Source organism: Acidovorax sp. GW835-FHT14B10 (assembly GCF_058793725.1).
On the sequence record NZ_JBXAGC010000037.1, the window covers coordinates 1 to 26,180 of the forward strand.

Below are 26,180 nucleotides of genomic sequence, written 5' to 3' on the forward strand. Positions count from 1 at the left end.
GATCTACCAACACCACCTCCGCGCCAGTGCTAGCTTTTCGTACCGTCACTTATTGCACTGAAAACGAGGAGACCCCTCGTCGGCAGCACCGAAGGCACCGCCAAAATGCTGTACGAGGCACTTCCGCCGGGCACCCAGGGCGCCGATCTGGAGCGCATCGCCCGCGATACCGTGGCCGCCTTTCGTGCACGCGGCCAGATCATTCCCGGGCTCGGCCATCCCTTGCACAAACCGGTCGATCCGCGTGCCCCGCGCCTGTTCCAGATCGCCGAGGACAACGGCTTTTCTGGGGACTACATCCGGCTCGAACAACTGATCTGCGCCGAGGCCGAACGCGTCGCTGGCAAGTCGCTTCCCGTCAATGCGACCGGCGCCATCGGCGCCATCAGCTGCGAACTCGGGCTGCCATGGAAAATCGTGCGCGGCATCGGCGTCTTCGCGCGCGCCATCGGGCTGGTGGGCCATATCCTCGAAGAGAGCCACAACCCGATCGCGGTCGAGATCTGGCAACGTGTCGAAGACGAGGCCACCCAGCACATCAGGCCACAAGGCGCCTGAAGCGCCGCGGCTAGCGGCCGCGCTTGCCCTGCGTGGGGCGTACCACTGCATGCCACGGTCCAGCAAGATGGTCAGTGACTCTCGGGATTTGAATGCGGCGTTGTACTCGCTCCAGTTGGTGGTCTTGTCGTGGGGCTGGACTCGATTGGGCTGAAGTGACACTCAACCACAGATCAAGCGGATTCAACGTGGACGGTGTACCTGCCTTGGGCTGGGGATTTGTTCAACAAAACCCTTTCACAAAAAAAAGTTAGATCCCGGCCCGAACAGCGCGGCGATTCTGTCTCTGAACCAACGATGACGGGGGTCCTTGTCATAGCGACGGTGCCAATGTTGCTGGATCGGAAATTGAGGGATGTCGTAGGGCGGAGGGACGAGTTCAACCTGACCAAGCTTTGCAAAGTGTGCGCCGACTGCGGTCGGGACTGTCGCGACAAGATCCGTGGCGGCAACAATTGCTGGAAGTGTGAGATAGTGCGTGGTGCGCATGCGAATTCTCCGGACAACGCCGCGACGATCCAGAAAATTGTCCACGAGTTCCTGACTCCTGATCGGTGTATCGACCAGCACGTGGTCGAGTTCCGAGTACCTGGACTTGCTCATTTGTTGAGCCGCAGGATGTCCTTTGCGCAGCATGCATGAGAAGCCGTGCATCCTCAGCCGCTGCTTGAAAAAGCGGTTGCTTTTGAGGTCAGGAAAATAGCCGAGCGCAATGTCCACCTGCCCCGACTCCATAGCCTGTTCCAGACTTTGCGGATCGTACGAAGAGGTGCGCATTGAGGCATGAGGTGTTAGCTGCTGCAAGGCTTGGATGAGCCCTGGCGCAAAGATCATTTCGGCCACGTCTGGCATCGCTAGGCAAAACTCCGTGGTCGTCTCGGCCGGCGTGAATCGCGGGGCGTCCAGTACGTTCTCATAGACGCGCTGCAGGATGTGGCGAGCCTCCTTTGCTGCTGCCACACCGCGTGGAGTCGGCTGCATACCTTCCGGAGTGCGAACGAACATCGGGTCGTCGAAGTGCTTACGAAGGCGCCCGAGCGCCGTACTGAGGCCCGGCTGACTCATGCCTAAACGCAGCGCGGCGCGGGTAACGCTGCGGCAGTCGTCCAAAGCGACCAAAAGAGACAGCAGATTCAAGTCGAAGGTCTTGGTCATAAGCCCAGCAAAAGCATCCTCATCTGTAGAAACAATACTTGAAATTCTTCGTATTGTATTGGCGGATAAAGCAACGAATCCTACACTGCTTCCAATCAGCATGCGACAGACGCTGCAGATGCCAGGAGACTACGATGAGTACAACCGAAATGATGGCCAGACCCACTGCGCCCGGTAGCAGGTTCGACCTATTCAACCTGCCGGACGCGTATTACCGCGACCCGGCCCCGTTCTATAAAGCCTTGCGTGATAACGAACCGCTTCTCTGGAACAGCGATGGCTCGGTATTGCTGACGCGCTACGACGACGTCAAGGCGGTGTGGCGCGACCTGAGCGGTCGGGTGAACCGCGCCGAAGCCTATGCGAAGAAGTTCGGCGAGGGGCCGCTTCTTGAGCATCACACCTCGTCGATGCTGTTCCGCGACCCGCCCGATCACGACCGGTTGCGCGACATCGTCAATCCGTTCTTCACGCCGTCATCGATAGAGCGGCTGCGCACGGCGGTTCGAGAGATCGTCGAACGGCTCATCGAGGAGGTGCGCGAGAAGCGCGAGATCGACTTCGTCGCCGAGTTCTCGTCACGTATCCCGATCCAAGTGATCTGCGACATCTTCGGTGTGCCGCGCAGCGACGGCCCATTGATCCGGGACCTCGGCGCGCAGGTACTGTTTCCCCTCAATCCAGCCGTCAGCGCCGAAGCGATCGCCGCCGGCCACGAAGCGACTCGCAAGTTCAAAGACTACCTGTCCGAGCACTTTAACTATTGGCGCCGACAGCCAGTGGAAGACATGCCGACGAACATTATCAGTGCACTGGTCGCCGCCGAGAAGCGCGGCAACCCGCCAATCAGTGAAGTGGAAATGGCACACATGTGCATCCTCGTTCTCAATGGAGGGCACGAGACCACGACCAACCTGATCGGGCTTTCTACTCTGGCATTGATGAAGCATCCCGACCAAATGGCCCTGCTGGCCAAGGAGCCGTCCGTCATTGGCCCGGGGGTGGAGGAGTGCCTGCGCTACACCACGCCGCTGCAGTTGCAGGGGCGGCGCACGACGCAAGAGGTACAGGTGCCTTCTGGGACGATCCCTGCCGACACTGAAGTCATCTTCGCGCAAGTGTCCGCCAATCGCGACGAGCGTGTGTTCGCCGATCCGGACCGCCTGCAACTCACGCGGCAACCCAACGCCCACTTGGCCTTCGGTGCGGGTATCCATGTGTGCCTCGGCCGACCGCTCGCCCGCATGGAGGCGGCCGAGGCATTGCCGGCGCTCGCACGGCACTTCCCGAGCATGCAGCTCATCGATGAGCCCGTCTTCGCCCGAAGCGCGCGGTTCCGCGGCATCCAGTCGATGCGCGTGCGACTCTATTGACTGCGCCATGAGTGCCGGGATAGTGGTGGTGGGCGCAGGGCAGGCAGCCTGCCAGTTGATCGCATCGCTGCGGCAGCTGGGCCATGCCGAGCCGCTGACCCTCGTGGGGGCCGAGCCTTATTTGCCGTACCAGCGGCCGCCTTTGAGCAAGGACTGTTTGCGCCGCGGAGCGACCTTGGCGGATCTGTTGCTGCGGCCCACGTCCTTCTACGATTCGCAGCGGTGCCGGCAGATTCTCGGCCGCCGCGCTATCGAACTGGACCGCGCCGCGCGCGTTCTGCGACTCGACGATGGTCAGGCTATCGAATATGAGCACTTGGTGCTGGCGACGGGTGCGCGCGCGCGTCGCTGGCCGGGCTTGGCCGACGTTTCGCCACACGTGTTCACACTGAGGAGTTGGGACGATGCGCAGGCCCTCGGCGAGCGGCTCACGAACGTGCGGCGACTTGCCGTGCTCGGTGCGGGTTATGTTGGACTGGAGGTGGCGGCATCAGCGGCGCAGCGGGGCATTGAGGTAGCTGTCTTCGAAGCCGCTCCACGCGTGCTCCAGCGGTCGGTCGGGACAGCCATGTCTGTGGCCGTGCAGCGGCTGCACGCGCAGCATGGCGTGCGGCTGTGCCTGGGGGCCACCGTGCGGGCCGTCGAGGTCTCCGCTGCGACCAATGCCAGGAACCCTGTCCGTTTGACGACCACCGACGAAAGCTTCACCGCCGATGCGCTCGTGGTGGGTATAGGCGCCGCGCCGCGCATTGAACTGGCGCAGCAGGCAGGAATTGCATGTGGGCAAGGAATACGCATCGACGCTGCGTGCCGTACGAGTGATCCGCATGTCTGGGCCATCGGTGACTGCACCGAGCAGGTTCTTGGTGATGGCGAGCCTCCGATAAGGCTGGAATCCGTGCAAAACGCGACGGATCAGGCCAAGTGCGCTGCCGCTGTATTGGCCGGCAAGCCGATTCCCCCAGCCCCGGTGCCATGGTTCTGGTCGGATCAGTTCGGCTGCCGGATCCAAGTAGCAGGCCGCTCGGCTGCCGGCGACGAGATCATTCTTCGATCCGTCGCAGAAAAGCGGTTGGCGTTTGCGGCTTGGCACCTTCGGGATGGGCGCGTCACCGCGGTCGAGACACTTGACGCGCCGGAAGACTTCATGGCCGCTCGACAGCTCATCCGCAGCGGCCGTTTCATCGAACGCGCGACCCTGTGCGACGACCGTGTGTCGCTGCGCGAGCTCGTTACTCAAACTTGACAAGGATCATCCACTCACATGACGACTCTTTACTTTCAAACGGCCGAGGGCGAGACCATTGAGTTGCAGGCCAAGGACGGCGCTTCGGTGATGGAGGCTGCCGTAGCCGCGAATGTGCCGGGCATCGACGCCGAGTGCGGCGGCGCCTGCGCCTGCGCCACCTGCCATGTCTACGTTGACGAAGCGTGGACCGAACGTCTGCCGGCCAAAACAGAACTTGAAATCAAGATGCTTGATTTCGCGGTCATGGTCAAGCCCACCAGCCGTCTGAGCTGTCGTCTCATCGTTGGCCCCGAGATCGACGGCCTTTCGATGTCTATTCCTGAATCGCAACATTGACACACATCCCATGAAGATTTGCCGCTTCGATAACGACCGCCTGGGCTTGGTAGACGGGGACACAGTGCGCGACGTCACTGCCGCGCTCGACGTTCTGCCAAGTCACCGCTATCCGCTGCCCATTTTCGATCCCCTGATCGCGCACCTGCCCGAGGTACTCCAAGCAATTCGCCGAATCGCCCCGTCGTCGCCCACGCTGCCGCTCGCGGGGCGCCGGCTGCTGGCTCCGGTTGCGAATCCCGGGAAAGTCATCGCGGCGCCCGTCAACTACAAAAAGCATCTCGAAGAAGCCCGCGAGCAGGCCGAGATCCACCACAACGGCCAGGTCGCCGAAATCCAGAAGATCGGACTCTTCCTCAAGGCGACAAGCTCCGTTGTGGGGCCGGGTCACGGCATCGAGATCCAGCATCCTGACCGCCGAAACGACCACGAGGCCGAACTCGTCGCTGTCATTGGCAAGGCCGGACGCAACATTCCGCGCGAGCACGCGTTCGATCACATTGCGGCCTACATGATCGGCCTGGACATGACAGTTCGCGGCCCGCAGGAGCGCAGTCTGCGCAAGTCCATCGACACGTATTCCGTGGTGGGGCCCTGGCTCGTCACTGCTGACGAGATTGACGACCCGCAGGCGCTCGATTTCTGGCTCACTGTCCAAGGCGAGCCGCGCCAAAAGGCCAACACGCGCGATCTCGTGCTGGACATCCCAGCGTTGATCGAAATGGCCTCGTCCTATTACACGTTGCAACCAGGTGATCTGCTGTTCACCGGCACGCCCGAAGGCGTTGGGCCGGTGGTGCACGGTGACGTGATCACGGTCGATATCGAAGGCATCGGTCGCATGACGGTCGACGTCCGCAACGCCAGGAGAGACACGTGAACACACTAAACCTCCCGACGTCTGCTTATGCAGGCGGCGCAGCAACAGCCGACGTCGCTACCCAGCGCGAGGCCTTCTACGAACGCATCGGACGGGCCCATTGCACGCCGCTGTGGGAAGTTCTGCATGACATCGTCACCAAGGAGCCGATCACGCCGTGCTTGCCCCACCTGTGGCAATGGAAGCAAGTTTGGCCGTGGCTGCAGGAAAGCGGCCAGTTGATTTCAGCCCTGGAAGCGGAACGCCGCGTACTCGTGCTGGAAAACCCAGGCCTTCGCGGAAAAACGCGCATCACGCACAGCCTCTATGCCGGTCTGCAGTTCATCCTACCGGGCGAGATCGCACCGTCGCACCGTCACTCGCAATCGGCCCTGCGTTTTATCATGCACGGCGCGGGTGCCTACACGTCCGTGGATGGCGAGCGCGTCACGATGAACGTAGGCGATTTTGTGATCACGCCATCGTGGACATTCCACGAGCACGGCAACGACAGTGGCGAGCCGATGGTATGGATGGATGGACTCGATCTGCCTATTGTAGAGTTGCTTGATGCCCAGTTCCGTGAGGACGGCCCGCGCACCACCGTGCAGGCGGTTGACCGCGAGGCGGGCCTCACGCTGTCCCGCTTCGGCAACACGATGAAGCCTGTAGGCTATAAGAGCCGGACACGCACGTCACCGCTGTTCTGGTATCCCTACGAACGCACGCGAGGGGCGTTGGAGACGCTGCGCCGCAGCGAAGCACCGCACCCGTGCTGGGGTCACAAGTTGCAATACACCAACCCGGTGACGGGCGACTGGGCGATGCCCACCATTGGCACCTTTATGCAGCTGCTGCCCGCAGGCTTCGTGGGCGAATCCTATCGCGCCACGGACGCCACGGTCTATACCGTAGTGGAGGGCTCTGGCCGCTGTGTGGCCGGTGACAAGGTGCTGACGTTCGGACCGAAGGACGTGTTCGTCTGCCCCTCCTGGCTGCCTTACCGGCTGGAGGCATCGGCCGATACCGTGCTCTTTAGTTTCTCGGATCGTCCCGTCCAGGAGGCGCTGGACCTCTGGCGCGAGCGGTTTTGATTCTTGATCGAACCACCAACACAAACACACCAGGAGACACCAAATGACTTTCACGATGACTTCGGTCAAGACCGTGCTGCTATGCGCCAGCCTGGCCGTCGGCCCCTCCCTGCAAGCACAAACTCCCATCAAGATCGGCTTCCTGGCCGAACTGTCGGGCCCACAAAGTGCGCTGGGGCAAGACCAATATGACGGATTCATGATGGTCGTGCAGCGCAACGGCGGGAAGCTTGGCGGCGTGCCGGTGGAGTTGTTCAAGGAGGATTCGCAACTCAAACCCGACGTGGCGGTGCAGGCCACGCGCAAGCTGATCGATAAAGACAAGGTGTCGATCATCACCGGCATCACCTTCTCGAACATCATGATGGCCGTCCACAAACCCATCACCGAAAAGGGCGTCTTCTTGGTCGGCTCCAATGCGGGACCAGCGCCCATCGCTGGCGCGCAGTGTTCGCCCTATCAATTCATAGTCTCGTGGCAGAACGATATGTTGTCGGAGGTGGTGGGCAAATATGCCGCCGACAAGGGCTACAAGCGGGTCGTCGCGCTGGCACCTAACTACCAGGCCGGCAAGGACTACATCGCCGGCTTCAAGCGCTTTTACAAATCTGAACTTGCCGACGAAGTCTATACGCCGCTGAACCAGCTGGACTTCTCGGCCGAACTCACGAAGCTTGAAGCTATTCGGCCCGATGCCGTGTTCGTGTTCTACCCAGGCGGACTCGGCGTCAACTTCGTACGCCAGTACCAACAGGCGGGCCTCATGGGCAAGATACCTTTGCTGTCCACGGGCACCACCGACGGGGCAACTCTGCCAGCGCTGCGCGACACTGCGCTCGGCGCGATCTCCGGCTCGTTCTGGGGGCCCGATTTCGACAACGCCGAAAGCCGGCGCTTTGTCGAGGAGTTCGAGGCCAGCTACAAGCGCATCCCATCGCAGTACGCGGCGCAAAGCTACGACGCCGCCATGCTGCTCGACGCGGCAATCGCCAAGGTGCGAGGCGACGTAGCCGATAAACCGGCATTCATGGCGGCCCTCAAGAACGCGGATTTCAAATCAGTACGAGGAGCGTTTCGGTTCAACAACAACAACTTCCCGATCCAGGACATACCCGTTTTCGAGATCGCGAAGGATGCAAAAGGCCGCGTCAGCATGCGGACGCTGACGTTTCCCTTGCGCAATCACAAGGATGCGTACCACCAGCAGTGCCCACTGAAGTAGGAGTGATGCGATGAGTGTAAACCTGCTGCTCGCGCAGTTGCTCAATGGGTTGCAGTACGGCGTCCTGCTCTTCCTGCTGGCTGCCGGACTCACGCTCGTGTTCGGAATCATGAGTTTCGTTAATTTGGCCCACGGTTCGCTTTACATGTTGGGCGCCTACTTCTCTGCGACCGTATACAACGCGACGGGCTCGTTCGCGCTGGGTCTGATCGCAGGGTTGGCCGGCACACTTCTCCTGGGCCTTGTGCTCGAGTGGGTGGCCGTCTCGCGGCTCTATCTGCGTGACCACCTAGACCATGTTCTGGCCACCTTCGGCCTGGTACTCTTCTTCAACGAAATCGTGCAGATCATCTGGGGCGCACAACCCTATTTCACGCAGGTCCCCGAAACACTCGACCGTACGATCAACCTGTTCGGTTTTTCCTATCCGGCCTATCGCTTCGCAATCATTGTGGTTGGCGTTTCGGTTGCGGTCGGCGCCTACCTTCTGATCCACAAGACGCGAATCGGCATGTTGATCCGCGCCGGCACAGTGAACCCCAAAATGGTCGCGGCGCTCGGCGTGAACATCAAGCTGCTCAACGCCATGCTGTTCGGACTCGGCGCCATGCTCGCGGGTCTAGCGGGTGTGATGGCCGGCCCGATCCTGTCCGTGCAGTCCGGCATGGGCGAGCCGGTGCTGATAACGACACTTGTCGTGATCGTCATCGGGGGGATTGGATCGGTCGGCGGCGCATTCTATTCGGCACTCATCGTGGGCACAGTCGACACACTCGGGCGCGCGTTCCTGCCAAGCGTTTTGCGCCTCGTGACCGAGCGCTCTTTCGCTGACGCCGCAGGGCCAGCACTTGCATCGATGCTCATTTACGTGCTCATGGCCGCAGTGCTCGCCTGGCGCCCGCAAGGCCTCTTCCCTTCCAAGGGGGGCTGACCATGTTGCAACATCCTCTGGCTCGACCGAGCGCACTGGTGCCGCTCGTCCTTTTCGCAGTGCTGGCCCTGGTGCCCTTCATCGCGCAGGCGATCGGCGAGCCCTTCTATATTGCGCTGTTCGCGCGGATCATCATCTATGCAATCGCGGCAAGCGCGCTGAACCTCGCGCTGGGCTATGGCGGGCTGGTCAGCTTCGGCCATGCGCTCTTCTTTGGCATAGGCGCATACGGCGTCGCGCTGCCGGTCTTTCACGGAATCGACAACGGCTGGGTCCACTTGATCCTCGTGTTTGGAGTATGCGGTGTTGCCGCGGCGGTGACCGGCGCGATAAGCTTGCGCACCTCCGGCATAGCGTTCATCATGATCACGCTTGCCTTTGCTCAGATGGGCTTCTTCCTCTTCGTGAGCCTGAAACGCTACGGCGGTGATGACGGCCTCTCGATAGCCCAAGCCAGTCGATTTGGGCCGCTGAACCTTGGCGACACCGGCGCTGTATACGCTTGCGCCTTCTTGGTGCTGGCACTTGCGACCTGGTGCCTCGCTCAATTGCGCGCAGCACCCTTCGGAATGGTGCTGCGCGCCGCGCGACAAAACCCTCGTCGCGTCGCCACTGTCGGACTCCCGGTCTCGCAGTATCAGCTCACGGCTTACGTGATGTCCGGGATGCTGTGCGGCTTGGCAGGTTTCCTGCTTGCCAACCTGAACGCCTTCGCTTCGCCGAGCACGATGGCATGGACCGTGTCGGGCGAACTCATAGTCATCGTCGTGCTGGGCGGCATGGGCACCGTCTTCGGCCCTTTGCTCGGTGCCTTCGTGCTGCTAGGGCTTGAGGAGATCATCAAGGGGTACACCGACCACTCCATGGTCGTCCTGGGCCCCATGATCCTGTTGATTGCCCTGGCAGGCAAATCCGGCATCATCGGCCTGCTGCAGAAGCTCGACCACGCCGCCGCGCGGCCAGCCCCCGTACCTGCGAAACCCACAAGGGCGACGCACGCAAACGGCGGGGAGGGTTGACATGGCCACCATGCTTCAGACCGAGTCTCTGGTCAAGCGCTACGGCGGCCTGTTGGTGACAGACGCCGTCTCTCTGGACGTCGAGGATGGTGAGATCCACGCGGTGATCGGCCCCAACGGCGCGGGCAAGACCACCCTGATCAACCAACTCTCTGGCGAACTGGCTTCGAACAGCGGACGCATCATGTTTGGTGGCCGCGACATCACCAACCTGCCCTGCCACGAGCGAGCCCGCGCGGGTCTGGTGCGCTCCTATCAGATCACTTCGGTCTTCGAGGAGTTCACCGTGCTCGAGAACACGGTGCTTTCCGCCCTCGGCGCGCGCGAGCACGCGTTCCGGTTGTGGCGACCCATGCTGTCGCGCACCGAGGCGTGCGGCGCTGCGGAAGAAGCGCTCGAATCCGCTGGTCTCGGTGACCGCGCCAATGTCTGTGCAGGCGACCTGGGCTACGGCGAGCGCCGTCAGCTCGAGCTGGCGATGAGCCTCGCAGCCCGTCCAAAGCTGTTGTTGCTCGACGAACCGATGGCGGGCATGAGCCCGCAGGAATCGTCTTCAGTGATTGCGTTGCTGAAGCGGTTCAAGCGACGCTACTCGATTCTTCTCATCGAGCACGACATGGACGCGGTCTTCGTACTCGCGGATCGCATCACCGTGCTCGTCTACGGCAAGGTCATGTTCACTGGGAGCCCTGCCGAGATTCGCTGCCATCCCGAGGTGCGCGCGGTGTATCTCGGCGAGGAAGCGGTTTGACGGCGCGGGACAACGATATGAGCACTTTCTTCTCCGTCCTTGGGCTGCAGGCCTCCTACGGCCACGCCCAAGCCCTCTTTGACATCTCTTTTGACGTACGAAAGGGGCAGGTAGTCACGCTGCTCGGCCGCAACGGCATGGGTCGGTCGACGACAGTCAAGTGCATCTTCGGGCTGTTGCCCGTCTCGGCCGGCACGGTGTCGATTGACGGCATTCGACTCGACCGACTGCCCATCCACCGCGTGGCGCGCAAAGGTCTCGCATTGGTGCCCGAAGGCCGGCAGGTCTTCCCGAACCTCACTGTAGAGGAGAACCTCGTCGCGACAGCCCGAGTCGGTGAGTCGGCGCCCTTGCCACATTGGACGCTCAGCCGCGTCTACGACCTCTTTCCCCGGCTCCGGGAGCGCCGGCGGAACCTTGCCTCGCAGCTATCGGGCGGCGAACAGCAGATGCTCGCGATTGGCCGCGCGCTGATGACCAACCCACGCCTGCTCGTGCTTGACGAGGCCACCGAGGGCCTGGCACCTCTCATCCGCCAAGAGATCTGGCGTGCGCTCGGCGAATTGAAGGCCAATGGACTCTCGCAGATCGTTATCGATAAGAACGTCGGTGCACTGCTTGATCTGGCAGATCACCACTACGTGATTCAAAAAGGTTGCGTTGTTTGGCAGGGCGGGTCCGAGGCACTTCGCCGCACGCCTGATGTCATCCATCAATACCTGGGAGTGAGCTGATGAGTGCGACCATGAAGACTGCGCTCCCCGCTTGCACATCCACGGAGTTTCGACTCGGGATGGGTTCTAAGGAGCAATCATGAATACACAACGTAAAGACAGCGCACGGTCAAACCTTTCGAAGGATGCTGAGCGAACTGACGGTTCGGATGACACAACCATGAAGAAAAAATCGACCTCTCAGGAGAACGATGAGAGCAAACCTACGTCGGATGTAATGCCGCTTGCGGGCGTCAAGGTACTTGAACTCGGCTCGCTGGTAGCGGGGCCTTACGCCAGCGCGCTGCTGGCTCAGTTCGGCGCGGAAGTGATCAAGATCGAGCCGCCGAAGGACGGGGATCCGTTGCGCAAATGGCGCAAGCTCCACGAGGGTACCTCGCTGTGGTGGTACACACAGAGTCGCAACAAGAAGTCGGTCACGCTCGACCTCAAGCGCGACGAGGCGCGCGAGATCGTGCGTCGCCTGGCCGGCGAAGTCGACATCGTGATCGAGAACTTCCGTCCCGGGACGCTGGAGAAGTGGGGGCTGGGCTGGGAGCAATTGTCGGCCCTCAATCCGCAGCTTGTCATGGTCCGCATCTCCGGCTACGGGCAATCGGGCCCGTACAGCCAGCGACCGGGCTTTGCGGCCATCGCCGAGTGCATGGGCGGGCTGCGTCACGTGACCGGATTTGCCGATCGTCCGCCCGTACGGGTGGGTGTAAGCTTGGGCGACACGCTGGCCTCGCTGTACGGCACGATTGGTGCCCTGGTGGCGATGCACCATCTCAAGGCCAACGCGGGCAAGGGTCAGTTCATCGATGTCGCGTTGTACGAGTCGGTATTCGCGGTGATGGAAAGCCTGATTCCAGAGTACGCGGAGTTCGGCTTCGTGCGGGAGCGGTCCGGCGCCAGTCTCCCGGGCATTTCACCATCGAATACCTACCGTTGCGGCGATGGCCGCTACGTGGTTATCGCAGGCAACGGCGACGCCATCTTTAAGCGGTTGATGCACGCGATCGGGCGCGACGATCTCGGCGCTGACCCCGCGTTGGTGCGTAATGACGGCCGTGTCAGACACAATGATCGGCTGGATGCCGCTATATCCGATTGGACCGGACTGCACCCGCTTGACGAGGTCTTGAAGGTCCTGGAGGCGGCCGAAGTGCCCAGCGGGCGCATCTACACCGCAGCCGACATCGCGGAAGACCCGCACTTCCACGCGCGCGACATGATCGAGCGCCACGCGCTACCCGACAGCACACCAATCGACTTTCCGGGCATCGTGCCCAAGTTGAGCGCGACTCCCGGGCGCACGAAATGGGTCGGCCCCGAGCTCGGCGCGCACACGCAGGAAGTGCTGGCCTCCCTGGGCATTGATGCCGACGAGCTCGCCCGACTGCGCGCCGATGGCGTGGTTTGAGGGGCAACTCATGCAAAAGGCTAACGGCCAGCGGCTGTACATCCAGGAAGTTTCTGTGCGCGACGGATTCCAGATCGAGTCTCGCTTCGTGCCCACCGAACAGAAAATTGACCTGATCAATGGCTTGAGCCGCACAGGACTGGCCAAGATAGAGGTCACATCGTTCACCTCGCCCAAGGCCATCCCGGCGCTGGCGGATGCCGAAGCCGTGATGCGAGGGATCGAACGGATTCCCGGCGTTGAATACGCCGCACTGGTGCCCAACATTCGCGGCGCTGAGCGCGCGCTCGACTGCGGCGTCGACGAACTGAATCTCGTGATGTCTGCGAGTGAGACACACAACGCCGCCAACCTGCGGATGACCCCTGCGCAGTCGTTGGCGCAGTTTGCCGAAATCGTGAGGCTGGTGGACGGCCGTAAGCAGGTCAACGCCTCGTTGTCCACGGCCTTCGGCTGTCCGTTCGAAGGTGACGTGCCGGACGCGGTCCTGCTGGCGCTCGTAGAGCGCATCGCAGGGCTGGGCATCGCGCGCGTGACGCTGTGCGATACGACCGGCATGGCCCATCCGGGGCAGGTGGAGCGCCTCTGCCGGGCGGTGAAGACTGGTTGGCCGCAACTGACCTTGACGGCGCATTTTCATGACACCCGTGCCATGGGACTGGCGAATGCGTTGGCGGCGCTCGAGGCCGGCATCGACCGCTTCGATGCCTCCCTCGGCGGGCTGGGGGGCTGTCCCTTCGCGCCGGGCGCCAGCGGGAACGTCTGCACCGAAGACTTGGTTCACATGTTCGAGGCCATGGGCTATCGCACCGGCGTCAATCTGGAAGCGCTGCTGGCGCAGGCGCGCCGCATGCCTGAGATCGTCGGCCACGATGTGCCCGGGCAGGTCATGAAGGCGGGTCCATCGAGTCGGCGGTATCCCGTACCGGATGGCGTGCACTCACGCGAACCGCAGCAGCGCCTGGCCGGCGTGGGTTGCCTTGCCGGAAGCCCGGCCAGTCCGGTCCTGAGGGGAACGTAATGGCCGCCGCGACACTTTTCGAAAAGCTGTGGCAACGGCATGTGGTGCACGAGCCCGAGGCCGGCCCTCCGCTGCTGTACATGGACCGCCATCTGGTCTACGAGGTCACCAGCCCGCAGGCGTTTGAGGGGTTGCGCATGGGCAAGCGCAGGCTGTGGCGTCCGCAAACGGTACTGGCGACCGCGGACCACAACGTGCCGACGACATCGCGCTCCGTGGGCATCGTAGATCCCTTGTCGCGTATCCAGGTCGAACAACTCAGCCGCAACTGCAAGGAGTTCGGTGTCACCGAGTTCGGACTCTCGGACCCCCGTCAGGGCATCATCCATGTCGTCGGTCCGGAACAGGGCGCAACCTTGCCGGGAATGACCGTTGTCGCCGGCGACTCGCATACCAGCACGCATGGCGCCTTCGCCGCCCTGGCCTTTGGTGTCGGTACTTCCGAGGTCGAACATGTGCTCGCGACGCAGTGCCTGTCCGTCAACCCGATGAAGCCCATGCTCGTGCGCATCGAGGGAGCACTGGCGCCTGGCGTAACGGCCAAGGACTTGATCTTGGACGTGATCGGCCGCATCGGCACGGCAGGCGGAACCGGCTACGCCATCGAGTTTGGCGGTGGCGCGGTTCGCGCCTTGTCCATGGAAGGCCGAATGACTTTGTGCAACATGGCGATCGAAGCAGGCGCTCGCGTTGGATTGGTCGCGGTCGATCAAAAAACGATCGACTACCTGAAAGGGCGTCCGTACGCGCCGCGCGGCGAGCGATGGGAGCAGGCGGTGGCGTACTGGCGCACACTGGTCAGCGACGAGGGTGCGCACTTCGACAGAACGCTTGAGATCGATGCGGCTCTTGTGCAACCCATGGTGACTTGGGGTACATCGCCCGAAATGGTGCAGCCGATCGGCGGCCAGGTGCCCGATCCTGCGCGTGAACCGGACCCTGTCAAGCGCTCCGGAATGGCCAATGCGCTGGCGTACATGGCAATCGAGCCGGGCATGCCAATCAAGGCCATTCAGCCGGACAAGGTGTTCATCGGATCGTGCACCAATGCCCGCATCGAGGATCTGCGCGCTGCGGCCGCCGTGCTGAAGGGCGGACATATTGCTCCCACGATCAAGCTAGCCCTCGCGGTCCCGGGCTCGGGGTTGGTCAAGGCGCAGGCCGAAGCCGAAGGCCTTGACCGCGTGTTCACCGACGCGGGTTTCGAATGGCGTGAACCGGGCTGTTCGATGTGCTTGGGTATGAACGAAGACCGGCTGGCGCCCGGAGAGCGCTGTGCCTCCACCTCGAACCGCAATTTCGAGGGCCGTCAGGGGGCGGGAGGGCGTAGCCATCTCGTGAGTCCGGCAATGGCGGCGGCGGCCGCAGTTGCGGGCCACTTCGTTGATGTCCGTAAGGAGTTCAGCTGATGGAACCTTTTACGTTTCTCGACGGCATCGTGGTGCCGCTGAATCGCGCCAACGTCGACACGGACGCCATCATCCCGAAGCAGTTCATGAAGTCGATACGACGCACAGGCTTCGGGGGCAATCTGTTCGACGAATGGCGCTATTTGGACAAGGGCGAGCCCGGGCAGGATTGCGCCGCGCGGCCGACGAACCCGGCTTTCGTGCTGAACCAGCCCCGCTACCAAGGTTCCTCCATCCTGTTGGCGCGAGCGAACTTCGGCTGCGGCTCCAGCCGCGAACACGCGCCGTGGGCGCTGCACGACTATGGCATTCGTGCGCTCATCGCCCCCAGCTTTGCCGACATCTTCTACGGCAACTGCTTGAAGAACGGCATGTTGCCCATCGTGCTGCCCGAGGTTGAGGTGCAGTATCTGTTCGAACAGGTAAAGAGCCAGCCTGGTTACCGCCTGCGCATCAACCTCGAGAGACAGTCTATCGAAGCACCGATCGGCCCTGCTCTCGGCTTCGAGTTCGATCCGTTTCGCAAACGCTGTCTGCTCAACGGCATCGACGACATCAGCCTGACGCTGGAGCATGACGCGGAGATTCGCCGCTACGAGGCTAGGCGGCAATTGGCGGAGCCATGGGTATTTGGAGGGGCTTGAAAAAGCTGGCAATTTCATTCATCAAGCCCAAGAGGATCAACCGTGACCATCGTTCTTCAAATTCAGAGCTCGTTCAGAGCTCGTGCGCAATGTGCTGCGGCACCTTACCAGCATAACCGTCTTACTGGCGACAGTCGTCATCACGGTGCCTGCGGACTCGGCAGAACAGTTTCCCACCAAACCGATCAAGATCCTGGTCGGCAGCCCGGCAGGCAACCTTTCTGACGTGCCTGCTCGTTTCATCGTGCAGAAGGTACCCTTTCCACTGAAGGAACACAACCCATGCCCCAATTTACCCTGCGCCAGAAATTCTTGTTCGGCATAGTCGCCGTGCTCACGGTGTCGCTGCTGGTGATGCTGGGGGGGCGATTCCTCGGCAAGGCCGCGCGCTTCCACCACCTGGAGCGAGACCATCTCAACGTGGTCATGCAGATAGAGCTCGCCATGCAGCGGGCGAGTTCGGGTGACACGGCCCCGGCGGTTGGCAAGGACCTGCTGCTCAAGCCGATCGAGCACGGGCAGTGGCTTGCCGCGCAGGTCGATGTGGAGTTGTTCAAGGTCGAACAGGGGCTGTTCCGCCTGCTCGGCTTCAATGACGTCATTGACTTGCCGCGCAAGGGCATTGACGATCTGGAGCGCATGAAGAAAATCATCGAGCTCGAGCCTGGCAGCACCGTGAGCCCGGCGCTGGTCGAGCGGCTGCGGCCCGACATGGCGGTGGTACAGGAAAACGCCGACCGTTTCGCCCCGCTGGTGGCCGAGGCGGTCGGCTTCATCAAGGCGCTTGTCTTCAGCATCAACCTGCTGGGCGGTCTGGTGCTGCTGGCCTCCTTTTGGGCTATCCGCAAAGCGGTGCTCGGGCCGCTGGAGGAGGCGCTGCGGCTGGCGGGCCAGATTGCCCAGGGCGACCTCACGGGGCAGATCGTGACGCGTTCGAACGACGAAGTCGGCCAATTGATAACCGCCCTGGCGGACATGCAGGGCAGCCTGTCCAGCATGGTGGCCCATGTGCGCCAGAACGCCGAGAGCCTGGAGGCGGCCAGTTCCGAGATTGCCCAGGGCAACCACGACCTGTCGGCGCGCACCGAAAGCCAGGCCAGCTCCCTGGAAGAAACCGCCGCCAGCATGGAGGAGTTGGGCTCCACTGTGCGCCAGAACGCCGACAACGCGCGCCATGCGAACCAGCTCGCGCAAAGCGCCAGCACCGTGGCCGTCCAAGGCGGTGAAGCCGTGGCCCAGGTGGTCAACACCATGACAGGCATCAACGAAAGCTCCCGCAAGATCGCCGACATCATCAGCGTCATTGACGGCATCGCCTTCCAGACCAACATTCTGGCCCTGAATGCCGCCGTCGAGGCCGCCCGAGCGGGCGAACACGGTCGCGGCTTTGCCGTGGTGGCCACCGAAGTGCGCAGCCTGGCCCAGCGCAGCGCCGAGGCCGCCAAGGAAATCAAGACCCTGATCAACGACAGCGTGGGCCGGGTCGAGCAAGGCAGCGCCTTGGTGGACCAGGCCGGCACCACTATGAGAGAGGTCGTGGACAGCATTCGGCGCGTGACCGACATCATGGGCGAGATCAGCGCGGCCAGCACCGAGCAGAGCCAGGGAGTAGCGCAGGTGGGCGAGGCCGTCACCAATATGGACCAGGCAACGCAACAGAACGCGGCGCTGGTCGAGCAGATGGCCGCCGCGGCCTCCAGACTGAAGGGTCAGTCCGAAGAGCTGGTGCAGACGGTGGCGGTGTTCAAACTGGCGGACGATGGCAGTTCCGACCCGGCTGCCTACGCACAAGACCAGTCGCATGGGAGAACTGCGCCGCACCGGTTGGCAGACCACCGACATCCTGATCCTCAGCCATGGCCGACCGCGGCAGTCAATATGGGTTTGCTGGAAGCTTATGCTTCAGAGAAAAGCTCGACGAACAACTGACGTAGCCACATGTTGCCCGGATCCCGGTTGTACTTGGCTTGCCAAAACAGGTTGATGGCGATGTCGGGCAGCTTGGCCGGGTGCGGGGATGTCGTCAGACCAAAAGGCACTTCGCAGCGAACGGCAAAACGCTGCGGCACGGTCGCGATGAGGTCGGTGCTGTGCAGAATGGGGCCGATCGCAATGAAATGCGGCACCACCAGCCGCATGCGCCTTTTGATGCCTGCGCGTTCGAGCAGGCCATCGACCTCACCGTGTCCGGTGTTGAGTGCGACCACGCCGACATGCTCCAGTTCACTGAACTGTTTCAGGCTCATGGGGGATTTGGCGCTTGGATGGTCCTTGCGGAACATGCATACGTAGCGGTGGCGAAAGAGGCGCCGCTGGAAGAATCCGGTCTGTAGCTCTGGCAGAAGACCCAAGGCGAGATCAACCGCACCGGACTCCATATCCTCCTTCAGATTGCCAGCATTCGGGCGCAGCGTGCTGATCTGGATGTGAGGAGCTCGTTGCGCAAGCGCTTCCATCAGTGGGGGCATGAAGTACATCTCGCCGATGTCGGTCATTGCCAAGTTGAAGGTGCGCGTGCTGGCAAATGGGTCGAAAGAGTCACGGGTCGTCAGTGCCGTCTGCAGCGTGTTGAGCGCATAGATCACGGGCTCCGCAAGATGCAGTGCATACGGTGTCGGCTCCATGCCTTTTGAGGTGCGCAAGAACAAATCGTCCTTTAGCGCCGCACGCAGCCGTTTAAGTGAATTGCTGACGGCAGGCTGCGTCAGCCCCAGTTTTTCGCCGGCCGTCGATACGCTCCGGTCGAGCAGTAGCTGGTTGAAGACCACCAGCAGATTCAAGTCGATGTCGCGCAGATCCATGATGCCTCACCATTATTCATGCTGGTGATTTTAACTATCAGACTTGATCTATAGCGCTATACCGATCGACGCGCCAGAATCGCAGCCATTCGGAGACAACTGAAAAAAGAGCTTGCATGGAACTGGTAGTAGAACCCCTCAATTTGCATCTGAACGCGGAGACCGGCAGCACCCTGCTTGACGTGCTCAGGTCCAACGAGGTCCCCATTTCTTATAGCTGCATGTCGGGCCGCTGCGGCACTTGCCGTTGCCGTGTGATTGCCGGCCATCTTCGCGATAACGGCCCCGAGACAGGGCGCCCGCAGGCAGGAAAGGGGGCCTATGTCCTGGCCTGTCAGGCGGTTCTGACCGAAGACTGCACGATCGAGATTCCTGAATCTGACGAGATCGTGGTTCACCCGGCGCGCATCGTCAAGGGGACGGTCACAGCGATAGACGAAGCCACCCATGACATCCGGCGCCTGCGCATCAAACTGGCCAAACCGCTTGAGTTCAGCCCTGGCCAGTACGCAACGGTGCAGTTCACGCCCGAATGCGTCCGCCCCTATTCGATGGCCGGGCTGCCTAGCGATGCGGAAATGGAGTTTCAGATTCGCGCGGTTCCGGGCGGGCATGTCAGCAACTACGTTTTCAATGAACTGTCCGTAGGCGCTTCGGTGCGGATCAGCGGCCCCCTCGGAACGGCCTATCTGCGGCGCACGCACACCGGCCCCATGCTTTGTGTGGGGGGTGGAACAGGTCTGGCGCCCGTCCTTTCGATCGTTCGAGGCGCACTGGAAAGCGGGATGAGCAACCCCATCCATCTGTACTTCGGTGTGCGGAGCGAGCAGGACATCTATGACGAGGAACGCCTTCACGCATTGGCTGCAAGGTTTCCGAATCTCAAGGTGAATGTCGTTGTTGCAACAGGCCCTGCCGGCCCTGGTCGTCGATCCGGCCTGGTCACCGATCTGATCGGCCGTGACTTGCCCAATTTGGCGGGATGGCGCGCCTACCTGTGTGGCGCTCCGGCCATGGTCGAGGCCCTGAACCTGCTCGTTGCTCGCCTAGGCATAGTACCCGGGCATATCCATGCCGATGCGTTCTATCCCAGCGGCGTCTGAGCGAAGGCACCATGCGAACCCAATTCAACCCAAGGATACCAAGCCATGAGTGAACCCCAACGATTAAAACCCGTGTTTCCCCAAGATCCGAAATGGCCGGGCGAAGGTAGCAGCCGCGTTCCCTTCTGGGCCTACACCCGCGAAGACCTGTACAAGCGCGAATTGGAGCGCCTGTTCTATGCAAACCACTGGTGCTATGTAGGCCTGGAAGCCGAGATTCCGAATCCAGGCGACTTCAAGCGAACGGTGATCGGTGAGCGCTCGGTCATCATGGTGCGTGATCCGGATGGCGGCATCAACGTGGTGGAGAACGTCTGCGCCCACCGTGGCATGCGCTTTTGCCGCGAGCGCCACGGCAACGCCAAGGACTTCTTCTGCCCCTACCACCAGTGGAACTACAGCCTCAAGGGTGACCTGCAGGGCGTGCCCTTCCGCCGTGGCGTCAAGCAGGACGGCAAGGTCAACGGCGGCATGCCCAAGGACTTCAAACTCGAAGAACACGGCCTGACCAAGCTCAAGGTGGCCGCCCGAGGCGGTGCAGTGTTTGCCTCTTTTGACCACGATGTCGAGCCCTTCGAGGAGTTCCTGGGCCCAACCATCCTGCACTACTTCGATCGCGTCTTCAATGGCCGCAAGCTCAAGATCCTGGGCTACCGCCGCCAGCGCATCCCGGGCAACTGGAAGCTGATGCAGGAGAACATCAAGGACCCCTACCACCCGGGCCTGCTGCACACCTGGTTCTCGACCTTCGGGCTCTGGCGCGCCGACAACAAGTCGGAACTGAAGATGGACGCCAAGTTCCGCCACGCCGCAATGATCTCCACGCGCGGTCAGGGCGGCAAGAACGAGGAGGTCGTGTCCGGCGTGGACAGCTTCAAGGAACAGATGAAGGTGAACGACCCGCGCCTGCTCGACATCGTGCCCGAGCCCTGGTGGGGCGGTCCGACTGCGGTGATGACCACGATCTTCCCCAGCGTGATCATCCAGCAGCAGGTCAACAGCGTATCGACCCGCCACATCCAGCCCAACGGTCACGGCTCCTTCGATTTCGTCTGGACCCACTTCGGCTTCGAGGACGACAACGAGGAGTGGACCCAGCGCCGCCTGATCCAGGCCAACCTGTTCGGGCCGGCGGGCTTCGTGTCGGCCGATGACGGCGAGGTGATCGAGTGGTCGCAGGAAGGCTTCGAGCAGAACCCGTCGCACCGCACCGTGATCGAGATGGGCGGTCACGAAATCGGCGACACGGACCACATGGTCACCGAGACGCTGATCCGCGGCATGTACGACTACTGGCGCAAGGTGATGGGGGAATAAACATGGTCGACTTCAAAACCTATTTCGAACTGCTGAACCTGTACAGCGACTACGCCATGGTGTGCGACTCCGCCAATTGGGAGAAGTGGCCTGATTTCTTCATCGAGACCGGCACCTACCGCCTGCAGCCGCGCGAGAACTTTGAGCAGGGCCTGCCGCTGTGCCTGCTGGCGCTGGAGAGCAAGGCAATGATCCGCGACCGGGTGTACGGCGTCAAGGAAACCATGTACCACGACCCCTACTACCAGCGCCACATCGTGGGCACGCCGCGCGTGCTGTCAGTGGAGCGTGACGCGGATGGCGAGCGCATCACCGCCGAAGCCAGCTATGCCGTGATTCGCACCAAGTACGACGGCGATTCCACGATTTTCAACGCCGGCTATTACCGAGACGTGATCGTGCGCACGCCCGAGGGCCTCAAGCTGAAGTCGCGCCTGTGCGTTTACGACAGCGAAATGATCCCCAACTCTGTGATCTATCCAATCTGAGGCGACGCACATGACTCAGAACTGGATTGATGCAGCTTGTCTTGACGACATCCCTGAAGGCGATGTGGTCGGCGTCAAAGTTAACGGCAAGGAAATTGCGCTCTACGAGGTCGAGGGGGAGATTTATGCCACCGATAACCTGTGCACGCACGGCGCTGCGCGCATGAGCGATGGCTTTCTCGAAGGCCGGGAAATTGAATGCCCTCTGCACCAAGGTCGATTTGATGTCTGCACAGGCAAAGCCTTGTGCACCCCCCTGACAAAGGACATCAAAACCTACCCCGTCAAAATTGAAAACATGCGCGTGATGCTCAAAATGGAGTAAGACTGCTTTCAATCAGGAGGCTGAATTCGGACCAATCAACCAAACCATCCAATCCACCCATTAGCCAAAAAACGGAGACATTAATCATGATTTATGAAAATTTGGTGAGTGAAGCAGGGCTGACGCAAAAGCACCTGATTCATGGCGACAAAGAACTTTTCCAGCACGAATTGAAGACCATCTTCGCGCGAAACTGGCTTTTTCTGACCCATGACAGCTTGATTCCCTCCCCCGGCGACTATGTCACAGCCAAAATGGGTGTCGATGAAGTCATCGTCTCCCGCCAGAACGATGGCTCGGTGCGAGCCTTTTTGAATGTTTGCCGTCACCGGGGCAAGACACTAGTTCACGCTGAAGCCGGAAATGCGAAAGGCTTTGTGTGCAGTTACCACGGCTGGGGCTTTGGCTCCAACGGCGAACTGCAAAGCGTTCCCTTTGAAAAAGAGTTGTACGGCGATGCGATCAAAAAGAAATGCCTGGGCTTGAAAGAAGTCCCCCGCATCGAAAGCTTTCATGGCTTTATCTATGGCTGTTTTGATGCAGAAGCTCCCCCGCTCATCGATTATCTGGGTGATGCAGCCTGGTACCTGGAACCCATCTTCAAGCACTCTGGTGGCCTGGAACTTGTAGGCCCCCCCGGCAAAGTGGTGATTAAGGCCAACTGGAAGGCTCCTGCGGAAAACTTTGTAGGTGACGCCTACCACGTTGGTTGGACGCACGCATCGTCTTTGCGCTCAGGGCAGTCGATATTTACTCCTCTTGCGGGCAACGCTATGCTTCCACCCGAAGGCGCGGGCTTGCAAATGACCAGCAAGTATGGCAGTGGAATGGGCGTATTGTGGGACGGCTACTCCGGTGTCCACAGCGCTGATCTGGTTCCCGAAATGATGGCATTCGGCGGCGCAAAACAGGAAAAGCTCGCCAAAGAAATCGGCGATGTCCGGGCGCGGATTTACCGCAGCCATCTGAACTGCACGGTTTTCCCGAACAACAGCATTTTGACCTGCTCCGGTGTCTTCAAGGTCTGGAACCCGATCGATGAAAACACGACCGAGGTTTGGACGTATGCCATCGTAGAAAAAGACATGCCTGAGGACTTAAAGCGTCGCTTGGCTGACGCGGTTCAGCGCACTTTCGGACCAGCAGGATTCTGGGAAAGCGACGACAACGACAACATGGAGACGGAGTCGCAAAATGCCAAGAAATACCAATCCAGCAACAGTGATCTGATTGCCAATTTGGGTTTCGGCAAGGACGTCTACGGCGACGAATGCTATCCGGGCGTCGTTGCCAAATCGGCAATCGGCGAAACCAGCTATCGCGGATTCTACCGTGCCTACCAGGCTCACATCAGCAGCTCCAATTGGGCCGAGTTCGAAAACACCTCCCGAAATTGGCACACCGAACTCACCAAGACGACTGATCGCTAATCCAGGAGCCAATCATGATGATCAATACCCAGGAAGACAAGCTGGTCTCCGCGCACGACGCCGAAGAATTTCACCGTTTCTTCATCGTACAAGATGATGCACTACTGCAAGAAGTCAACACGCTCCTGACCCGCGAAGCGCACCTGCTGGACATTCAGGCCTACAAAGCCTGGCTTGAACACTGCGTTGCCCCCGAGATCAAATACCAAGTGATCTCGCGAGAACTTCGCTCCACTTCCGAGCGTCGATACCAACTGAATGATGCGGTGAATATCTACAACGAGAACTATCAACAGCTGAAAGTTCGAGTTGCACACCAGATGGATCCTCAGAACTGGGCCAACAGCCCGAAGATCCGCTTCACCCGCTTCGTCACCAATGTCACGGCGGCCAAGGACAAGAGCGCACCGGAAATGCTGCATGTGCGGTCCAACCTCATTCTCCATCGCGCCAGACGAGGAAACCAAGTTGACGTCTTCTATGCAACGCGTGAAGACAAATGGAAACGCATCGAAGGTGGTGGTATCCAACTGGTGGAACGTCTTGTGGACTACCCGGAGCGCATTCTCCAGACCCACAATCTGTTGACCTTCCTGTGAACCCTGGGGATGCCTGCCTTGATGGCGGTCATCCTTGATTGTTTTAAACGGAAATTTATTGACATGAGCACACAGCAAGTTATTGCCATTACTGGAGCCGGCTCGGGCATCGGGCTGGAACTGGTTCGATCCTTCAAAGCAGCTGGCTATTGCGTGTCCGCACTTGTTCGCAATGAGGAACAAGAGGCGGGTCTTCGCAGTGAATTCAAAGATGCCATTGAGATCGTGGCGGGCGATGTCCGTGATCACGCCACTAATGAAAAGCTGGTCAACAAGGCGATCGCCAGGTTCGGACACCTCGACTGCTTCATCGGAAATGCCGGGATATGGGATTACATGTTGGGCGTCGACGAGCCATGGGAGAAATTCTCTGACAGTTTCGACGAGATATTTGACATCAACGTCAAAAGCTATTTCAGCGGCATCAGCGCGGCCTTGCCGGAACTCAAAAAAACGAACGGATCGGTCGTAGTGACGGCTTCCGTTTCTTCCTATGCGGTCGGCGGCGGCGGCTCTTGCTACATGGCCAGCAAGCATGCAGTGCTGGGTATGGTCAAGGCGTTGGCCTACGAATTGGCCCCGCACATCCGGGTCAATGGCGTTGCGCCAGGTGGTACGGTCACTTCTTTGGCGGGGCCGGCAAGCGCCGGTTTCGACAAAACCAAAATGAAAGACATGCCCGGCATCGATGACATGATAAAGGGCCTGACCCCCTTGGGGTTCGCAGCAAGGCCCGAGGACGTGGTAGCACCGTATCTTTTGCTGGCCTCCCGGGAACAAGGGAAGTTCATCACTGGCACCGTAATCGGCATTGATGGCGGCATGGCGCTCGGCCGAAAGTGAATTTTCAATCAAATTAGATTTTTCAACCCCATTCCCAGGAGACAACCCATGAAGACGAAATTGTTTATCAACAACACCTGGAGCGCTTCGAGTGACAAAAAGTCATTTGATCGCAAGCACCCTGTCAGTGGCGAGGTCGTGACCCAATGCGCGAACGCCACGGTGGACGATGCGGTCAATGCGGCTCGAGCCGCTCAAGAGGCGTTCAAATCTTGGAAGGCCGTTGGGCCTTCGGAGCGGCGGCGCCTTCTTTTGAAGGTGGCAGACGTCATGGAGAGCAAAACGCCCGAGTTCATCGAAGTGATGGCCAAGGAAGTGGGAGCCTCCGCGCTGTGGGCGGGGTTCAACGTGCACCTGTCGGCCAATGTATTCCGGGAAGCCGCCTCACTAGCCACCCAAATTCAAGGCGAAACCATTCCGACGGACAAGCCTGACACCCTGTCGATGACGCTGCGTCAGCCGGTTGGCCCCATCTTGAGCATCGTTCCCTGGAACGGCACCGCCGTGCTCGCGGCGCGGGCCATCGCTTATCCGCTGGTCTGCGGCAATACCGTTGTGTTCAAAGGCTCCGAGTTCAGCCCCGGCACGCACGCTTTGATCACCAAGTGCCTGCAGGAGGCCGGCCTGCCTGCTGGCGTGCTCAATTATCTGAACTCCTCCCCGGACCGGTCGCCCGATATTGCAGATGCGCTGATTTCGTCTAAAGAGATTCGTCGCATCAACTTCACGGGCTCCACTCGCGTGGGGCGCATCATCGCCCAGAAATCGGCCCAGCATCTCAAGCGTTGCTTGCTGGAGTTGGGCGGCAAGTCCCCGCTGATCGTTCTGGACGACGCTGACATCGACGCGGCGGTCAAGGCAGCGGTGTTCGGCAGCTTCCTGTTCCAAGGCCAGATCTGCATGTCCACCGAACGCCTGGTGGTCGACGAGAAGATCGCGGACGAATTTGTCGCGAAATTCGCCGCGAAAACCAAGCAGTTGAGCGCAGGCGATCCATGCGTCACCGGGGACTGCATCATCGGCCCGATGGTGTCGCCCAACTCGGGGGACCGGATCAATGCTCTGTTCAAAGATGCCATCGATAAGGGCGCCAAGGTCGTGTGCGGCGGCATGGCCGAGGGTGCAGTCATGCCCGCCACGATCCTGGACCACGTGACAGCCAACATGCAGATCTACGATGAGGAAACCTTTGGTCCCATCACTGTGGTTATCCGGTGCAAGAGCGAAGCGGACGCCATCCGCATTGCCAATGACAGCGCCTACGGCCTGTCATCGGGCGTGTTTGGCCGGGACGTGAACCGGGCTCTGCGCGTGGGCATGGCGATCGAATACGGCTCGGTCCATATCAACGGCTCCACCGTACAGAACGAGGCTCAGGCGCCTTATGGCGGAACAAAGGCCACCGGTTATGGCCGCTTCGACGGACGCGCGGTGATCGACGAGTTCACGGAACTCAAGTGGCTGACCATTGAACCATTCGAGCAGCAGTATCCCTTCTAAGCTGAAGCAACAAAGGA

25 protein-coding genes and 2 pseudogenes are annotated in these 26,180 nt (G+C 60.7%); 24 read left to right on the top strand and 3 right to left on the bottom strand.

Features of this window, described 5'->3' with window-relative positions:
* Positions 1-78: 78 nt before the first annotated feature.
* A pseudogene (locus AC1Q5S_RS20000) lies at positions 79-558 on the top strand (citrate/2-methylcitrate synthase); the annotation flags it as partial.
* 13 nt (positions 559-571) lie between these two features.
* On the opposite strand, the pseudogene AC1Q5S_RS20005 reads toward AC1Q5S_RS20000, so the two are convergent.
* Positions 572-720 (bottom strand): annotated as a pseudogene (locus tag AC1Q5S_RS20005) (IS5/IS1182 family transposase); the annotation flags it as partial.
* 75 nt (positions 721-795) lie between these two features.
* Positions 796-1,713, bottom strand: coding sequence for a LysR family transcriptional regulator (locus tag AC1Q5S_RS20010; RefSeq protein ID WP_026437481.1), 918 nt, complete (start codon positions 1,711-1,713; stop codon positions 796-798).
* 134 nt (positions 1,714-1,847) lie between these two features.
* Here AC1Q5S_RS20010 and AC1Q5S_RS20015 point away from each other — a divergent pair, with 134 nt between their 5' ends.
* From AC1Q5S_RS20015 to AC1Q5S_RS20085, 15 genes are all read left to right on the top strand, one after another.
* Positions 1,848-3,086, top strand: a complete 1,239-nt coding sequence (locus AC1Q5S_RS20015; RefSeq protein ID WP_197719214.1) for a cytochrome P450 — start codon at positions 1,848-1,850, stop codon at positions 3,084-3,086.
* A gap of 7 nt (positions 3,087-3,093) precedes the next feature.
* Positions 3,094-4,332 carry an NAD(P)/FAD-dependent oxidoreductase gene (locus AC1Q5S_RS20020; RefSeq protein ID WP_026437483.1) on the top strand — a complete coding sequence of 413 codons (1,239 nt, stop codon included), beginning with the start codon at positions 3,094-3,096 and terminating at the stop codon, positions 4,330-4,332.
* Between the two features lie 18 nt (positions 4,333-4,350).
* Positions 4,351-4,671, top strand: a complete 321-nt coding sequence (locus tag AC1Q5S_RS20025) for a 2Fe-2S iron-sulfur cluster-binding protein (RefSeq protein WP_026437484.1) — start codon at positions 4,351-4,353, stop codon at positions 4,669-4,671.
* Positions 4,672-4,681: 10 nt separating this feature from the next.
* Complete coding sequence (locus AC1Q5S_RS20030; protein ID WP_492239309.1) at positions 4,682-5,551, top strand: fumarylacetoacetate hydrolase family protein; 870 nt, start codon at positions 4,682-4,684, stop codon at positions 5,549-5,551.
* Complete coding sequence (gene gtdA, locus AC1Q5S_RS20035) at positions 5,548-6,624, top strand: gentisate 1,2-dioxygenase (protein ID WP_048805396.1); 1,077 nt, start codon at positions 5,548-5,550, stop codon at positions 6,622-6,624. Before AC1Q5S_RS20030 ends, gtdA begins: the two co-directional genes overlap by 4 nt.
* 43 nt (positions 6,625-6,667) lie before the next feature.
* Complete coding sequence (locus tag AC1Q5S_RS20040) at positions 6,668-7,846, top strand: ABC transporter substrate-binding protein (RefSeq protein ID WP_026437486.1); 1,179 nt, start codon at positions 6,668-6,670, stop codon at positions 7,844-7,846.
* A gap of 10 nt (positions 7,847-7,856) precedes the next feature.
* Positions 7,857-8,777 carry a branched-chain amino acid ABC transporter permease gene (locus AC1Q5S_RS20045; RefSeq protein WP_026437487.1) on the top strand — a complete coding sequence of 307 codons (921 nt, stop codon included), beginning with the start codon at positions 7,857-7,859 and terminating at the stop codon, positions 8,775-8,777.
* Positions 8,778-8,779: 2 nt separating this feature from the next.
* Complete coding sequence (locus AC1Q5S_RS20050) at positions 8,780-9,796, top strand: branched-chain amino acid ABC transporter permease (protein WP_492239310.1); 1,017 nt, start codon at positions 8,780-8,782, stop codon at positions 9,794-9,796.
* Between the two features lies 1 nt (position 9,797).
* On the top strand, positions 9,798-10,547 hold the full coding sequence (locus tag AC1Q5S_RS20055; protein WP_026437488.1) for an ABC transporter ATP-binding protein: 750 nt from the start codon (positions 9,798-9,800) through the stop codon (positions 10,545-10,547).
* 17 nt (positions 10,548-10,564) lie between these two features.
* On the top strand, positions 10,565-11,281 hold the full coding sequence (locus AC1Q5S_RS20060; RefSeq protein WP_026437489.1) for an ABC transporter ATP-binding protein: 717 nt from the start codon (positions 10,565-10,567) through the stop codon (positions 11,279-11,281).
* A 217-nt stretch (positions 11,282-11,498) separates the two neighbouring features.
* Complete coding sequence (locus AC1Q5S_RS20065) at positions 11,499-12,683, top strand: CaiB/BaiF CoA transferase family protein (protein ID WP_492239314.1); 1,185 nt, start codon at positions 11,499-11,501, stop codon at positions 12,681-12,683.
* A 10-nt stretch (positions 12,684-12,693) separates the two neighbouring features.
* Complete coding sequence (locus tag AC1Q5S_RS20070; RefSeq protein ID WP_048806242.1) at positions 12,694-13,704, top strand: hydroxymethylglutaryl-CoA lyase; 1,011 nt, start codon at positions 12,694-12,696, stop codon at positions 13,702-13,704.
* Positions 13,704-15,113 carry a 3-isopropylmalate dehydratase large subunit gene (leuC, locus tag AC1Q5S_RS20075; protein WP_048805399.1) on the top strand — a complete coding sequence of 470 codons (1,410 nt, stop codon included), beginning with the start codon at positions 13,704-13,706 and terminating at the stop codon, positions 15,111-15,113. The genes AC1Q5S_RS20070 and leuC overlap by 1 nt, the downstream gene beginning before the upstream one ends.
* A complete protein-coding gene (leuD, locus tag AC1Q5S_RS20080) occupies positions 15,113-15,757 on the top strand; it encodes a 3-isopropylmalate dehydratase small subunit (protein ID WP_026437492.1) in 645 nt (214 codons plus the stop codon). Before leuC ends, leuD begins: the two co-directional genes overlap by 1 nt.
* Before the next feature lie 282 nt (positions 15,758-16,039).
* Complete coding sequence (locus tag AC1Q5S_RS20085) at positions 16,040-17,686, top strand: methyl-accepting chemotaxis protein (protein ID WP_080746175.1); 1,647 nt, start codon at positions 16,040-16,042, stop codon at positions 17,684-17,686.
* Here AC1Q5S_RS20085 and nagR read toward each other — a convergent pair.
* Entirely contained in the window at positions 17,653-18,558 is a 906-nt protein-coding gene (nagR, locus tag AC1Q5S_RS20090) for a naphthalene degradation transcriptional regulator NagR (RefSeq protein ID WP_492239311.1), read from the bottom strand. The genes AC1Q5S_RS20085 and nagR overlap by 34 nt on opposite strands.
* Positions 18,559-18,674: 116 nt before the next feature.
* On the opposite strand from nagR, the gene nagAa reads away from it, so the two are divergent.
* From nagAa to AC1Q5S_RS20130, 8 genes are all read left to right on the top strand, one after another.
* On the top strand, positions 18,675-19,661 hold the full coding sequence (nagAa, locus tag AC1Q5S_RS20095; protein ID WP_048805400.1) for a naphthalene 1,2-dioxygenase/salicylate 5-hydroxylase systems ferredoxin--NAD(P)(+) reductase NagAa: 987 nt from the start codon (positions 18,675-18,677) through the stop codon (positions 19,659-19,661).
* 45 nt (positions 19,662-19,706) lie between these two features.
* A complete protein-coding gene (nagG, locus tag AC1Q5S_RS20100; RefSeq protein ID WP_492239312.1) occupies positions 19,707-20,978 on the top strand; it encodes a salicylate 5-hydroxylase large oxygenase NagG in 1,272 nt (423 codons plus the stop codon).
* A gap of 2 nt (positions 20,979-20,980) precedes the next feature.
* On the top strand, positions 20,981-21,466 hold the full coding sequence (nagH, locus tag AC1Q5S_RS20105) for a dalicylate 5-hydroxylase small oxygenase NagH (protein ID WP_026437496.1): 486 nt from the start codon (positions 20,981-20,983) through the stop codon (positions 21,464-21,466).
* Between the two features lie 10 nt (positions 21,467-21,476).
* Positions 21,477-21,791, top strand: a complete 315-nt coding sequence (nagAb, locus tag AC1Q5S_RS20110) for a naphthalene 1,2-dioxygenase/salicylate 5-hydroxylase systems ferredoxin NagAb (RefSeq protein WP_026437497.1) — start codon at positions 21,477-21,479, stop codon at positions 21,789-21,791.
* 86 nt (positions 21,792-21,877) lie between these two features.
* The gene (nagAc, locus tag AC1Q5S_RS20115; RefSeq protein ID WP_492239313.1) at positions 21,878-23,221 is read left to right on the top strand and encodes a naphthalene 1,2-dioxygenase system large oxygenase NagAc; all 1,344 of its coding nucleotides are present in this window, start codon (positions 21,878-21,880) and stop codon (positions 23,219-23,221) included.
* A gap of 14 nt (positions 23,222-23,235) precedes the next feature.
* A complete protein-coding gene (gene nagAd, locus AC1Q5S_RS20120; RefSeq protein ID WP_026437499.1) occupies positions 23,236-23,820 on the top strand; it encodes a naphthalene 1,2-dioxygenase system small oxygenase NagAd in 585 nt (194 codons plus the stop codon).
* Between the two features lie 63 nt (positions 23,821-23,883).
* Entirely contained in the window at positions 23,884-24,663 is a 780-nt protein-coding gene (nagB, locus tag AC1Q5S_RS20125; RefSeq protein WP_026437500.1) for a 1,2-dihydroxy-1,2-dihydronaphthalene dehydrogenase NagB, read from the top strand.
* 48 nt (positions 24,664-24,711) lie between these two features.
* Positions 24,712-26,163, top strand: a complete 1,452-nt coding sequence (locus tag AC1Q5S_RS20130; protein ID WP_026437501.1) for an aldehyde dehydrogenase — start codon at positions 24,712-24,714, stop codon at positions 26,161-26,163.
* Positions 26,164-26,180: the final 17 nt, after the last annotated feature.